Origin of the sequence: Furfurilactobacillus cerevisiae (genome assembly GCF_048961765.1) — a bacterium.
In the GTDB taxonomy this organism is placed as follows: Bacteria; Bacillota; Bacilli; order Lactobacillales; family Lactobacillaceae; genus Furfurilactobacillus; species Furfurilactobacillus milii_A.
The window spans coordinates 102,313-116,790 of sequence record NZ_CP185253.1 but is presented as its reverse complement, the minus strand read 5'-3'; the positions used below and the strand labels follow the sequence as shown (position 1 = coordinate 116,790).

The 14,478-nt window shown below is 44.8% G+C and carries 9 protein-coding genes and 5 pseudogenes; 3 read left to right on the top strand and 11 right to left on the bottom strand.

Features of this window, described 5'->3' with window-relative positions:
* Nucleotides 1-9 precede the first annotated feature (9 nt).
* Nucleotides 10-1,182 carry an iron-containing alcohol dehydrogenase gene (locus ABUE36_RS00505; protein ID WP_017261324.1) on the top strand — a complete coding sequence of 391 codons (1,173 nt, stop codon included), beginning with the start codon at nt 10-12 and terminating at the stop codon, nt 1,180-1,182.
* A 97-nt stretch (nt 1,183-1,279) separates the two neighbouring features.
* Here ABUE36_RS00505 and ABUE36_RS00500 read toward each other — a convergent pair whose 3' ends face one another.
* Nucleotides 1,280-1,642 carry a bacteriocin immunity protein gene (locus ABUE36_RS00500; RefSeq protein ID WP_161000713.1) on the bottom strand — a complete coding sequence of 121 codons (363 nt, stop codon included), beginning with the start codon at nt 1,640-1,642 and terminating at the stop codon, nt 1,280-1,282.
* A gap of 170 nt (nt 1,643-1,812) precedes the next feature.
* Here ABUE36_RS00500 and ABUE36_RS00495 point away from each other — a divergent pair, with 170 nt between their 5' ends.
* The gene (locus ABUE36_RS00495; RefSeq protein ID WP_161000714.1) at nt 1,813-2,691 is read left to right on the top strand and encodes a DMT family transporter; all 879 of its coding nucleotides are present in this window, start codon (nt 1,813-1,815) and stop codon (nt 2,689-2,691) included.
* 69 nt (nt 2,692-2,760) lie between these two features.
* Here ABUE36_RS00495 and ABUE36_RS00490 read toward each other — a convergent pair whose 3' ends face one another.
* From ABUE36_RS00490 to carB (ABUE36_RS00480), 3 genes and pseudogenes are all read right to left on the bottom strand, one after another.
* A complete protein-coding gene (locus tag ABUE36_RS00490; RefSeq protein WP_161000715.1) occupies nt 2,761-3,018 on the bottom strand; it encodes a Txe/YoeB family addiction module toxin in 258 nt (85 codons plus the stop codon).
* Entirely contained in the window at nt 3,011-3,271 is a 261-nt protein-coding gene (locus ABUE36_RS00485) for a type II toxin-antitoxin system Phd/YefM family antitoxin (RefSeq protein WP_161000716.1), read from the bottom strand. The genes ABUE36_RS00490 and ABUE36_RS00485 overlap by 8 nt, the downstream gene beginning before the upstream one ends.
* 81 nt (nt 3,272-3,352) lie before the next feature.
* A pseudogene (carB, locus tag ABUE36_RS00480) lies at nt 3,353-5,191 on the bottom strand (carbamoyl-phosphate synthase large subunit); the annotation flags it as partial.
* A gap of 89 nt (nt 5,192-5,280) precedes the next feature.
* Between carB (ABUE36_RS00480) and ABUE36_RS00475 the strand changes: the two are divergent.
* Nucleotides 5,281-6,210 carry an IS30-like element ISLpl1 family transposase gene (locus tag ABUE36_RS00475; protein ID WP_096109805.1) on the top strand — a complete coding sequence of 310 codons (930 nt, stop codon included), beginning with the start codon at nt 5,281-5,283 and terminating at the stop codon, nt 6,208-6,210.
* A gap of 22 nt (nt 6,211-6,232) precedes the next feature.
* On the opposite strand, the pseudogene carB (ABUE36_RS00470) reads toward ABUE36_RS00475, so the two are convergent.
* From carB (ABUE36_RS00470) to ABUE36_RS00440, 7 genes and pseudogenes are all read right to left on the bottom strand, one after another.
* Nucleotides 6,233-7,576: pseudogene (gene carB, locus ABUE36_RS00470) on the bottom strand (carbamoyl-phosphate synthase large subunit); the annotation flags it as partial.
* Nucleotides 7,569-8,654 (bottom strand): carbamoyl phosphate synthase small subunit, encoded by a 1,086-nt coding sequence (locus tag ABUE36_RS00465; protein WP_178943423.1) that lies wholly within the window; start codon nt 8,652-8,654, stop codon nt 7,569-7,571. The pseudogene carB (ABUE36_RS00470) and the gene ABUE36_RS00465, both read right to left, overlap by 8 nt.
* Nucleotides 8,641-9,960 (bottom strand): dihydroorotase, encoded by a 1,320-nt coding sequence (locus ABUE36_RS00460; protein WP_161000719.1) that lies wholly within the window; start codon nt 9,958-9,960, stop codon nt 8,641-8,643. Before ABUE36_RS00460 ends, ABUE36_RS00465 begins: the two co-directional genes overlap by 14 nt.
* Nucleotides 9,944-10,861, bottom strand: a complete 918-nt coding sequence (locus ABUE36_RS00455; RefSeq protein WP_178941774.1) for an aspartate carbamoyltransferase catalytic subunit — start codon at nt 10,859-10,861, stop codon at nt 9,944-9,946. The genes ABUE36_RS00460 and ABUE36_RS00455 overlap by 17 nt, the downstream gene beginning before the upstream one ends.
* A gap of 184 nt (nt 10,862-11,045) precedes the next feature.
* Nucleotides 11,046-11,747, bottom strand: a pseudogene (locus tag ABUE36_RS00450) (IS30 family transposase); the annotation flags it as partial.
* Nucleotides 11,748-11,760: 13 nt separating this feature from the next.
* A pseudogene (locus ABUE36_RS00445) lies at nt 11,761-12,691 on the bottom strand (IS30-like element ISLpl1 family transposase).
* A gap of 100 nt (nt 12,692-12,791) precedes the next feature.
* A pseudogene (locus tag ABUE36_RS00440) lies at nt 12,792-14,015 on the bottom strand (MFS transporter); the annotation flags it as partial.
* Nucleotides 14,016-14,478: the final 463 nt, after the last annotated feature.

Sequence of the window (14,478 nt, the reverse complement as noted above, 5' to 3'; positions counted from 1 at the left end):
TTTTCAGTTATGGCTGAACGTAGTTACGATTTCTTAATGCCAAGTGTTAATTTCTTTGGCCCTGGTGTCATTGAAAAGATTGGTGACCGTGCCAAGATGTTAGGCATGAAGAAACCTGTTATCGTCACTGACAAGTTTTTGGAAGGTTTGAAAGATGGTGCCGTTCAACAAACTTTGGCTTCATTGGACAAAGCTGGCGTTGATTACGTTGTTTACAACAATGTTGAACCAAACCCGAAGATCCGTAACATCAAAGAAGTTAAGAAGTTATATGAAGAATCTGGTGCCGACTCAATCATCACTGTTGGTGGTGGTTCTGCTCATGATACTGGTAAAGGTGCCGGTATCATCCTGACAAACGGTGACGACATTACTAAATTGGCCGGTATTGAAACCTTGGACAAGGCTTTGCCACCATTGATTGCCGTTAACACGACTGCCGGAACTGGTTCAGAATTGACCCGTCACGCCGTTATCACGAACGAAGAAACACACTTGAAGTTCGTTGTTGTTTCATGGCGTAACATTCCGTTGGTTTCCTTCAACGACCCAACTTTGATGTTGGACGTACCAGCCGGTTTAACTGCCGCAACTGGGATGGATGCCTTCGTTCAATCCATCGAACCTTACGTTTCCGTTGACCACAACCCAATCACAGACTCACAATGTATCGAAGCGATCAAATTGATCGAAACTTCCTTACGTGAAGCCGTTGCAAACGGTCATAACCTAGAAGCACGGACTAAGATGGTCGAAGCTGAAATGTTAGCCGGAATGGCCTTCAACAATGCCAACTTAGGTTACGTTCACGCCATGGCTCACCAACTTGGTGGTCAATATGACGCCCCACATGGTGTCTGCTGTGCATTGCTATTGCCTTACGTTGAAGAATACAACATCGTTGCTGACCCAGAACGGTTTGCTGAATTAGCTAAGATCATGGGCGAAAACACTGATGGTTTGTCAACTCGTGACGCCGCTGAATTGTCCATCAAGGCCATGAAGCAAATGTCACAAGATGTTGGTATTCCAAAGTCCATCAAGGAAATTGGTGCAAAGCCTGAAGACTTTGAATTGATGGCTGAAAACGCCTTGAAGGATGGGAACGCCTTCTCCAACCCTCGTAAAGGTACTAAAGAAGATATCATCAAGATATTCCAAGCAGCTTACGACGCTAAATAAACTTTAGTAAGAGTTTTTCGAAATTGAGTAGTAACTGAAAATAGTGATCATCCAGAAATTTTGGATGATCACTATTTTTATGTCTCAAAATTACTTTTTAGCGCTTGGGAATCTTTTCTAACAGGCTATAGAATTGTGACTTGTCAGAGTAATCTGCCATGTAGACACCGTTTAGCCCTGCTTTTTGACCAATCGTTTCCAGTTCAATAACCAGATTTTCTTGGTCGGATGGGAAATGAATCTTAGCCTTCAGCGCCTGACTTCTAATATAGTTGACGAGTCTGTTAACCAGCGCTTCGGGATTCTTGACATCATCCATTTTCTTGTATGACTGTAATAACACATCTGTGATATCACGTAATTCCGAAGACTGATCTTTTCGATCAATCAACTGATTATATAAATCATCTATGTATTGTTTTGCGTTTGCTCTAACCGTTAAATCCTTGTCTGTACTCATATAATCGCTCCTTTTTAGGTATTAGCAGAAAAATATTGTTGTATAACTCTACTTTTCCTATTGTAAACGTTTTCTAGTGAGAGAGAAAGACGCAATGTTCACAAACGGTGTTTACAATTGTAGCAACAGCATGATAGCGTTGAATAATATCAGTGTAAAAGGCGGGCATCATGAAAAAGACATCATCATTAAGTGGCCATATCGGGGCACTCATTACCATTTTTCTGTGGGGTACAACGTTTATTTCAACGAAAGTGCTGTTACGGAGTTTCCAACCGGTAGAAATTTTACTTATTCGTTTTATCATTGGCGCAATCGCATTATTTCTCATTTATCCAAAAATTTTTAAGTTTACGTCGTGGAAACGCGAAGGGACATTTGCACTTGCAGGTTTGCTGGGAATTTCGCTTTATTACTTGTGCGAAAATCTAGCACTGACATACACACTGGCTGCCAACATTGGGGTCATCGTCTCCGTATCCCCGCTTTTTATCGCCATTTTATCTGCCGTACTTGATCACAAACGATTATCCGGTAGCTTCATCGTCGGTTTCGTGTTGGCAATCGCAGGTATCGCACTCATTTCGTTCAACGGAACCGGCGGCAGCGGTCATGGCGGCATCGTCGGTGATGTATTGGCATTGTTAGCGGCTGTCGTTTGGGCATTGTATTCATACATCGTGACACGCATGAACACTTTTCACTACAATTCGTTTCAAATGACGCGACGCACATTTATGTATGGTATCATTTTCATTCTGCCGATTTTCTGGCTTACCCATGGCACGATTAATATAACTACCCTTGTAGAACCAATTAATTTGGCTAATGTTCTCTTTCTCGGTCTGGGAGCTTCGGCGCTGTGTTTTCTACTCTGGACATTCGTTGTGCAAAAACTCGGTCCAGTACAGGCCAGTATTTATCTGTATCTTGTGCCCGTCGTCACGGTGATCGCCGCGTGGCTCATACTGAAGGAACCAATTACACCGGTTATGATTGTCGGAATCGTGCTGACTATTGGTGGGTTGGTGTTATCGGCGAGAAACTAACAAACACTGAAAAACTAAAAATCGAGAAGTCGCACAAATATAAATTTGCGACTTCTCGATTTTTTTACCTTAATAATGATCCTTACAAGAGTAAATTATCAGCTGGTTATTGTCGATTTGATACACTAACCGATTCATTGCATCAATTCGGCGTGACCATTTGCCTTCGAATTGATATCTTAGTGCTTCTGGCTTGCCTATCCCTGTAAAGGGCGTCCTGTCGATACTCTTTAACAGTTCATTGATACGTTTAACCGTTCTCTTGTCACCAGATTTATGCCAATACATATAGTCATTCCATGCATCGTCCGTCCACAATTTAATCATCTTCTAGCAACGTGTGCTGACTAACATTGCCAGCCAAATATTGTTGTTCACCCTTATCGATTTTTTCGGCTAGGTAAGGGTTAGACATGACATGAATGGTCTCCATCATAGCATCATAGTCACGTTTCCCAATGACAACAACATCATCTTTGGAATCCTTATTCGTAATAATCATTGGCACCGAATCATCGTTGATTTGCTTCATGTAACCTTTCAGGCCCTGCCTAAACGTTGAGTACGTAATTGCATCCATATGTCAGCACCTCCTTGTACAACATATTGTACAAGGAAGATTGGAAAACGGCAATAGAAATGACTCTGCAGTGCCACCTTTTTACATCGCCGCTACACCCAAACTCCGCGACTCCAGCACCGTCAGCAATGCTGCCACTGTATCCAGCACAGTAAATAACGGCACATCGTTAGCGATTGCAGCCTCGCGAATCTGAAGACTGTCACTTTGAGCCGACTCATCTAATCTCGAAGTATTGATCACCATCTGCAGTTTTCCTGCATGAATGGCAGTCACAGCATTGTTGTCAGACTCCGATACCTTACCGAGTACATCAGTTTTGATACCGGCTTGTTCAAGCATTGCTCCGGTTCCACTTGTGGCAACCAGATCGTAGCCAAGGTCTGTCAACCGACGGGCGAGTGTCAATGCCTCCTGTTTATCACGATCGGTAACAGTAATTAGTACCCGACCAAACGTTGGCACCTGAATTCCCACTGCCACGAAGGCTTTGTATAGCGCCTTTTCAAACGTCGGCGCCATCCCCATCACTTCACCCGTTGACTTCATTTCTGGGCCCAACAACGCATCAACCTCTGGCAGTTTGGTAAAGGAGAAGATTGGTGCTTTTACCGCAACCTGACTACTGTTAGGCAACAATCCCGTTTCGAAGCCGAGGTCGGCCAACTTATCGCCCAGCATTACGCATGCCGCTAACTGTGCAATTGGTGTATGCGTCACTTTAGCAATGAAGGGCACCGTCCGTGACGCACGTGGATTGACCTCAATCACATAGGCTTTATTGTCGTGAATCACAAACTGTACATTCATCATGCCACACACATTTAAGGACTTGGTCAGATCGATGGCAGCTTTCACCATCGACTGTTTTACGTGCTCACTCAAATGTTGTGGCGGATAAACGGCCATCGAATCGCCGGAGTGTACCCCAGCCCGCTCAATGTGTTCCATTAATCCCGGAATAATAACGGTGTCGCCATCTGAAATAACATCCAATTCTGCCTCAGTGCCCTCTAAGTACGAATCAATCAGTACGGGGTGGTCGTTTGAAACCTGCACCGCTCGAACCATGTAGTCGCGCAGTTCCGATTCATCAGCGACAATCTCCATCGCTCGGCCACCTAAGACATACGACGGCCGAATCAGCACGGGGTAACCAATCTCACTGGCCGCGCTGACCGCACCGTTCACCGTTGTCGCCGTCATCCCCACCGGTTGCGGCAACTGCAATTGCTTGATCACGTCATCAAACGCCTGTCTGTCCTCTGCCCGGTTCATGTCAGTCACACTAGTCCCTAGAACTTTGATGCCATGATCAGCCAATCCTTGTGCTAAATTAATTGCCGTTTGCCCGCCAAACTGAACCATGACGCCAAGCGGTTGTTCTTGTACCACCACGTTCAACACGTCTTCCAATGTCAACGGCTCAAAGTACAGCTTGTCTGAAATTGAGAAGTCCGTCGAAACCGTCTCTGGATTAGAGTTCATAATAATTGCTTCGTAACCAGCACGCTGAATTGCCTTAACCGCGTGGACTGTCGCGTAGTCAAATTCAACCCCTTGCCCAATTCGAATAGGACCAGAACCCAACACTAGAACGGACGTCCGACCACTCTTCACGGCCTCATTAGCACCATCGTACGTCGCATAGTAATAAGGCGTTTGCGAATCAAACTCCGCCGCAACCGTATCAACCATATTGTAGCTGACGGTAACTTGATGTTCTTCTCGCCAACTGCGAACTTGGTCAAACGACCAGTGCCATAGTGACGCAATTAATGCATCACTAATTCCGTTTTGTTTGGCGAGACGTAGCGTGGTTTCATCGCCAATGTGATCAACCAACAACTGTTCAAGGTCCACGACATGTTGAATTTTACTCAAGAAAAACATGTCAATTTTTGTTTTACAGTAGATTGTAAAATTAATCCGAACGCTGTTCGGACAAAAAAGATCAGCTTCCTTTAAAATGGTGTTTACAACAAACCCATCTTTTAGGAGCTGATCTTTTGTCTAGTATAACCTATTCCGAACGAATTAAAATCGAAACCTTTTGTGAACTAGGGCTGTCCAATATCCAAATGGGCGTTCGGCTGAACCGATCACCGTCAACAATTTCTTATGAATTATCTCGATGTCAACCTTATCAGGCTGAATTAGCACAAACAGATGCCGAATACAAGCGATCACGATGTGGTCGGAAAACTAAGCTGAGCGATGAGTTAAAGCAAACAATTCTCAACCATTTACATCTAAGCTGGTCACCAGGAATGATTGCTCACGAATTTAAACTAGCGACTAAATCTATTTATAATTGGCTAAATCAGGGGAGAATTGGTTTCTCCTTGAATGATCTACCTGAACATGGCGTACGCCAACGGCGTAACGTTGACCAACGATCCAAATATAATCAATCTTTGGGGCGATCGATTGAACAGCGTCCCATGATGATTAATCAACGTAATCGCATCGGTGATTTTGAACTAGATACCGTCGTTGGCCCTCGTGGGCATAGTAAGGCAGTTTTATTAACTTTAATCGATCGCAAATCACGGTTCCTTTGGGCATATCGGTTAAAGGACCGAACGACAGCGAGTGTTAATGAAGCACTGACTAAGTTCCTAACAACTTTTAATGGACCGGTGCACAGTTTTACTGTGGACCGTGGTACTGAGTTTAGTGGGCTAGTATCATTTGAATCACAATATGGTATTAAGACCTATTACTGTCATGCTTATACGCCAGCTGAACGTGGTAGTAATGAACGCTTTAATCGGAATTTACGTTATTTTTATCCTAAGGGGACTCGTTTTGAGCACATTAGTGCTCAAGATTTAACGACGACGTTACTCCAAATTAACCAGAGACCGCTTAAAATACTTGACTGGAAAACACCGTATCAGGTTATGCTGACCAATTTGTCCAAAAATTCGGATTAAATTTGCAATCTACCTTACTATGGATTGTTTCACGTGGAACACCGCGTCGCAGTAATTCTGCGACCCTGAATAGTCGATCGTCCCGCGCTGGCATTAAACTCGCTAACAAGAGTGGTGTGGTAACCTGCTCAAAGCGTGACTTCCTTAGGTCTGTGACACCAATTTCTAGTGACCGCACCGCTTTGTTGAGTGCTTCATCGAAGTTCCGGCCAATCGCCATCACCTCACCAGTGGCCTTCATTTGAGTTCCTAGTTGACGGTCAGCTAATGGAAATTTATCAAACGGCCAGCGCGGAATCTTAACCACTACATAGTCCATTGCTGGTTCGAACGCTGCAACAGTTTTGTTCGTCACCGGGTTTTTGATCTCATCGAGGTTCAATCCGACCGCAATCTTTGCGGCCATTTTTGCAATGGGATAACCAGTGGCCTTCGAAGCCAGCGCTGAGGAACGGGACACGCGTGGGTTTACTTCAATAATGTCGTAGTGATCACTGTTTGGATCAAGCGCCATCTGAATGTTGACACCACCCTCGATATTAAGGGCACGAATAATCTTTAGCGCCGAATCACGCATCATTTGATAATCACGATCAGACAACGTTTGCACCGGCGAGACAACAATCGAATCACCGGTGTGAACACCTACAGGATCAACGTTTTCCATAGATGCCACAATGAGTGCAGTGTCCGCATGGTCGCGCATCACTTCAAACTCGATCTCCTTGTAACCGGCAATTGAACGTTCAATGAGCACCTGTGTTACCGGGGACAATTCCAGACCATTTGCAGCGATTGCCCGCAACTCATCCTCGTCATTGGCGATTCCTCCACCAGTACCACCCAGTGTGTATGCTGGCCGAACAATAACGGGATAACCGATTTGTTTTGCAAACGCCAATGCCGGCGCTAATTCCGTGACCGTTTTCGAAGCAGGTACCGGTTCATTCAGTTTATCCATGAGTTCTTTAAACTGCTCACGATCCTCGGCCTGCTCGATAGCCGTAAGCTTAGTGCCCAACAATTCGATGTTTAACGCAGCCAAAATACCGTCTTCATCCAGCGCTTTGGCCATGTTCAGGCCTGTTTGCCCACCAAGTGTTGGTAGAATTGCCTGAGGTCGTTCCTGACGAATGATCTGTTTTAAAAATGGTAACGTCAGTGGTTCCAAATAGACTTTATCAGCAATCTCCGGGTCTGTCATAATCGTTGCCGGATTTGAATTTACCAGTACAACCTCGTAACCTTCTTCGCGCAATGCCATCGTCGCCTGCGTACCGGAGTAATCAAACTCAGCGGCCTGACCAATCACAATCGGGCCAGAGCCAATAACCATAATTTTATGAATATCTGTCCGTTTAGGCATGTTCAGGGGCCCCTTTCTTCGTCATTAAATCAACAAAATGGTCAAACAGATCATCTGCATCGTGTGGGCCAGGCGCCGCATCTGGATGAAATTGAACCGAAAACGCCGACTGGTCCTTCAAACGTAATCCTTCGACGGTGTGATCATTGACTTCCTCATGGGTAACTACCAGTGAAGTACCGGCCGCCGATGCGGCATCCACCGCGTAACCGTGATTCTGCGAGGTAAAAGCGAGATGTCCCGTCTGTAGATTTTTCACCGCATGATTGAAGCCACGGTGACCTTCATGCATTTTGAATGTCTCAGCGCCATTGGCTAACGCGAACAATTGATGTCCTAGACAAATACCCATCAATGGCACGCGTGTTTCGAGCGTTCTGATTTGCGTCAGGCAAGGCGTCATTGTCCGTGGGTCGCCAGGTCCATTTGAGAGCAAAACGCCGTCTGGATGAGTATTCAAAATCGTTTCAGCATCAGTATCTGCTGGGAACACAGTGACATTGATTTGCCGTTTGGCTAATGCACGAAGGATTGAATTTTTCATCCCAAAGTCAATCAAAGCTACGTTCAAGCCCGTATTTGGCGCAACGTAAACGGATTTTGTGGTAGCTCGTTCAACTAAATCGGGTTGTTCAAACGCCTTCAATTTTTTAAAAATATCATCCGATGGTGCATCAACCAGCGCTGCTCTAACTGTACCAAGCGAACGAATTTCTTTTGTCAGCGCCCGCGTATCGACACCGGTTATCCCAGGCAACCCCATCGTTTGAGCCCATTCTGGCAACGATTGAGTAGCGCGCCAATTAGATGGCCGGGTGGCGACTTCGTGAACGATTACCGCACTTGCGGCTGGTTTTAGCGATTCAAAATCAACTGCATTAATGCCGTAATTGCCAATTAGTGGATACGTAAACGTCAATAATTGGCCGCGGTAGGACAGGTCCGTAAGGGATTCCTGATAACCGGTCATCCCCGTGTTGAACACTAACTCACCCATCACATCACAGTCTGCGCCGAAGCCTTCCCCCCAATAAACTGATCCGTTTTCTAACACCAATGCCCGTTTATTCGTTGTCATCATGACCTCCTGTGTTATCAGTCGTCGCGTCATACACAATTTCACCGTCAACCATGGTTATTAACGTCATCCCCGTCACTGTCTGGCCGACAAACGGACTGTTAACCGCTTTAGACGCAAACTCATTGGCGTTGATTGTATGTCGATGCGAAATATCAAACATCGCTAAATCAGCTTTCATCCCAACTTTCAGGACAGTTGGAGCATCTAAATCAAATGCCGATGCAGGTGCCTTTACTAACCATTGTTGCAACTGCCCCAAGGTAGCCAAGCCGCTTTCAACGAAGTGGGTGTAAAGCAGTGGGAAACAGGTTTCCAATCCAGTGATGCCAAACGCTGCGGTGCGAAAATCGCCACGTTTGTCCGCCACACTATGTGGTGCATGATCAGTCGCTACCATATCGATCGTGCCATCCAACAAACCAGCGATAACCGCCTCACGGTCAGCCGGTGTGCGCAATGGCGGATTCATTTTTAAGTTCGTTTGCGTAGCAGATTGAATGTCCGTGTCATCCAGCAACAGGTGATGCGGTGAAACTTCAGCAGTTACATGCACCCCCATCGCCTTAGCAACCCGAACGAGTTCCACACCAACCTTCGTTGAAAGGTGGGCAACGTGATAACGAACGCCCGTTGCTTGCGCTAACACCAGGTCACGAGCCAGTTGAGATGTCTCCGCCAGTGGATCTGCACCTGGCAATCCCAACTGGTCTGCCCGTTCACCCTTATTCATCACGCCACCATTCATCAATGATTGATCTTCAAGGTGGGCAACAAGTGACCGATTAACAGCCTTAGCAGCCTTCATCGCAGCCAACATTGTGGCGGCACTTTGTACCCCTTTGCCATCGTTCGTAAAACCAATAGCTCCAGCCGCTGCCAGTTCTTTGATAGGACTCACCGTCTCGTCCGTCAGATTGGCGGAAATGGCGCCATATTGTTTCACGTGAATCAATCCTGATTCTTCGTTACGACGCAATTGTTGCCGTAATAGTGTGGCTGTTACTGGTACTGGATTTAAGTTCGGCATCGCCAGCACAGTCGTGAAACCACCTCGTGCTGCTGCTCTACTCCCTGTTGCAATCGTTTCTTTGTCCTCGAAACCTGGTTCACGGAAATGAACATGAACGTCAATTAGGCCGGGCATCAGTAGCGCTCCCTGTGCGTCGATAACGCGCTCGTCATCGTTTGCGTCAAGATCATGGTCCGTAATTGCCTTTACTTTGCCATCCTGAACTAGAATATTTCGACGAGCCTCTGCTCCTGTTTCATCAATGATCGTGGCGCCTTTAATTAGTAACCGCATGTTTAGCCTCCGTGACACTCGTCAAAATGGCCATCCGCGCAAAGACACCGTTTGCCATTTGCTTAAAGATTCGTGATTTCGGTGATTCAACCAGACTATCCGCAATTTCCACACCGCGGTTCACAGGTGCCGGATGCATAATAATCGCTTGCGGTGCCAAACGTTCATACCGAGCTACCGTAAGGCCGTAAGCGTCATGATAAGATACCGCATCAAAATGCTCATCGGCAGCTTCTGACAACCGTTCGTGTTGAACTCTGAGCATCATCATCACGTCGATTGATGATAGATCATCATCAAGTTCAACACGCTGGCCAAACTGATCGAAATCCGCCGGATACCAACTGGCTGGGCCGGCGAAGCTAACGTTTACACCCAGTCGCTGCAAGATTTCAGCATTTGAACGCGCAACCCGTGAGTGACTTAAATCGCCGACAATACGAATATGTAGCCCTTCAAAATGACCAAACTCTTCGTAGATCGTCATGAGGTCAAGCAAACTTTGTGAAGGATGTTGTCCAGAACCATCCCCTGCGTTGATCAAAATTGGCATTAGTCCAGATGCATCATTCAATAAAGGTTCATACCAGTCTGTCTGTCGATGGCGCACAACGACGGCGTCGACACCAATCGCACCCAGAGCTTTAAGCGTGTCCGACAAACTTTCACCTTTTGTCGTTGAGCTGCTACTTGGATCAACAAGAATCTGAGACCAACCTAATTTAAGTTCCGCCATTTGAAAACTACTTTTAGTCCGCGTCGAGTTTTCGAAAAACATATTGGCGACGGTGTGCTTTTGTTCAGGAATCTCTGCGGTACCTTGCTTAAAAGCTATCGCTTGCTTGATTAACTGCATAACCTCTTCGTTCGTCAACGTGTTCAAATTCGTAAATTGATTCATGTTGCAGCTCCTTTATTTGTTTTTTGGCAAATAAATAGCCCCTGAAAAATTCCGAGAATCTTTCAGGGGCTTCGCTGTTTTGCTTATCAATGGTCCACGAGTACTGTCGCGCAGTACTGCAACCAAACCGAATTCCTTTTAAGCCTCTCGGACTTAATTAAAGGTTATTTGGTAGATTGCAAATTTAATCCGAATTTTTGGACAAATTGGTCAGCATAACCTGATACGGTGTTTTCCAGTCAAGTATTTTAAGCGGTCTCTGGTTAATTTGGAGTAACGTCGTCGTTAAATCTTGAGCACTAATGTGCTCAAAACGAGTCCCCTTAGGATAAAAATAACGTAAATTCCGATTAAAGCGTTCATTACTACCACGTTCAGCTGGCGTATAAGCATGACAGTAATAGGTCTTAATACCATATTGTGATTCAAATGATACTAGCCCACTAAACTCAGTACCACGGTCCACAGTAAAACTGTGCACCGGTCCATTAAAAGTTGTTAGGAACTTAGTCAGTGCTTCATTAACACTCGCTGTCGTTCGGTCCTTTAACCGATATGCCCAAAGGAACCGTGATTTGCGATCGATTAAAGTTAATAAAACTGCCTTACTATGCCCACGAGGGCCAACGACGGTATCTAGTTCAAAATCACCGATGCGATTACGTTGATTAATCATCATGGGACGCTGTTCAATCGATCGCCCCAAAGATTGATTATATTTGGATCGTTGGTCAACGTTACGCCGTTGGCGTACGCCATGTTCAGGTAGATCATTCAAGGAGAAACCAATTCTCCCCTGATTTAGCCAATTATAAATAGATTTAGTCGCTAGTTTAAATTCGTGAGCAATCATTCCTGGTGACCAGCTTAGATGTAAATGGTTGAGGTAGATTGCAAATTTAATCCGAATTTTTGGACAAATTTGTCAGCATAACCTGATACGGTGTTTGCCAGTCGAGTATTTTAAGCGGTCGCTGGTTAATTTGGAGTAACGTCGTCGTTAAATCTTGAGCACTAATGTGCTCAAAACGAGTCCCTTTAGGATAAAAATAACGTAAATTCCGATTAAAGCGTTCATTACTACCACGTTCAGCTGGAGTATAAGCATGGCAGTAATAGGTCTTAATACCATATTGTGATTCAAGTGATACTAGCCCACTAAACTCAGTGCCACGGTCCACAGTAAAGCTGTGCACCGGGACCATTAAAAGTGGTTAGGAACTTAGTTAGTGCTTCATTAACAGTCGCTGTCGTCCGATCTTTTAACCGGTATGCCCAAAGGAACCGTTATTTTCGATCGATTAAAGTTAATAAAACTGCCTTACTATGCCCACGAGGACCAACGACTGTATCTAGTTCAAAATCGCCGATGCGATTACGTTGATTAATCATCATGGGACGCTGTTCAATTGATCGCCCCAAAGATTGATTATATTTGGATCGTTGGTCAACGTTACGCCGTTGGCGTACGCCATGTTCAGGTAGATCATTCAAGGAGAAACCAATTCTCCCCTGATTTAGCCAATTATAAATAGATTTAGTAGCTAGTTTAAATTCGTGAGCAATCATTCCTGGTGACCAGCTTAGACGTAAATGGTTGAGAATTTTTTGCTTTAACTCATCGCTCAGCTTAGTTTTCCGACCACATCGTGATCGCTTGTATTCGGCATCTGTTTGTGCTAATTCAGCCTGATAAGGTTGACATCGAGATAATTCATAAGAAATTGTTGACGGTGATCGGTTCAGCCGAACGCCCATTTGGATATTGGACAGCCCTAGTTCACAAAAGGTTTCGATTTTAATTCGTTCGGAATAGGTTATACTAGACAAAAGATCAGCTCCTAAAAGATGGGTTTGTTGTAAACACCATTTTAAAGGAAGCTGATCTTTTTTGTCCGAACAGCGTTCGGATTAATTTTACAATCTACTGAGTATTCAAAATTGCACTACCGTCAGCATTTAGAACACCAGCAAGGCTATTCAATCCATACGTCTGTGAAGGCGACATTGCCAATGGTGCACCGATCATCAAAACGATGTGTCCGACAATCACTTGCCACAGTGGACTGTTGCTACCAGTCGATAATAGAATCACGACACCTAATGCTGCAATGAAGAAACCACCACGAGATAACCATTTAGCTCCGTGGTTATCATACAGTCGGCCAGCTAAACCAGAAACTGCTGCATTAACAATTCCACCAGGGAGCATTGCAATCCCAGTTAATCCAATTGGCAAACCAATGACACGCTGCAAGTACATTGGAAACAGATACATCGACGCTAAAATTAAACCAAAATCAAGCATTACCAAGAGTGTCCCGACAGCAAAGGGTTCTGATCGAAATACAACGAGGTTCAAGATTGGGTATTTGATATTAGATTGACGAATTGTAAAGATGATTAGCGAAAGCAGACCAATGATGAGTGGCACAAGCACTTTAACTGAAATCCAACCAGCATCACTAGCGAAGGATGCCCCCAGAACAATCCCAGAAAAACCAATTGTAGAAGCAAAAATTGAGATCCAATCAACAGGTGTTTTACTTTGTGAATATACATTTTCCAGATACAACGCATTAAGAACAAACGCGAGAATCAGAAACGGAAGTAGTACCCAGAAAACAGCATTCCAAGCAAAATTTGCCAAGACCAAGCCCGTTACTGTTGGCGCAATCGCAGGGGCGAACATGATAACCAAAGCAGACAGCCCCATGATCGTACCCAGTTTATATGGCGGAAAAATCTGCATCGCAACAGAAAACATTAATGGTAAAACGACACCAGTGCCAATCCCTTGAATCATTCGTCCAAGTAAAACAATCCCAAAATTACTACCCAATGCAGAGATTAAGACACCGACAATGAATGCACCCAATGCAGATAATACAATCCGCTTTGTAGAAAACCACCGCGTTAATAGCCCAGAAAGTGGCATGCAGATTCCTATGACTAACATGTAGCCGGTAACAAGCCACTGTGCCGTCCCTTGTGTGACATGTAGTTCTGCCATGATGCTAGATAGTGCAACATTCAATGCAGTTTCAGAGAACATCCCCACGAATCCACCAATCATGAGGCCAAACATAGCCAACGCAGGGTGCTTCACCTTTACGCGTGCCTGGGGTAAACCTTGTGCTTGTGAAATTTTCAAAATAAAATACCATCCTGTATATATTTTTGGTCGAAGCAGAATGAGAGCAAAAAAAAACGGCCTCTAAAGGCCGATACCGAGGACTTCCCCGGTGTAGCAACAATCCGGAATGGCGACCGTCTTGCCACGATTCTAATGTTAGCATTTCGTAAAAACGCGCTTTCGTTACTTAACCGGGGCTCATTATATCGGGCGATTTCAAAAAAAGTCAAGTTTTTTTCGACGAGCTTCTGAAAAACTAGTTAAAAATGGGTACTGTGTCGTGCAACGTACACCGCTTCACGTTTTAATCTAAAATTATCAGTTGAATCATCGCGCCAGGCTTCAAAAGTTCTACATAAGTATCTATACCAAGCTAAGCCTACCATCAAAGATATTCTGCCTGATAGGCCAACAGGTAGTGATCTGGAGGAAGAACAAGTTTACACTAAGCTAACATTTTGATCGATATCATTAAGCATCA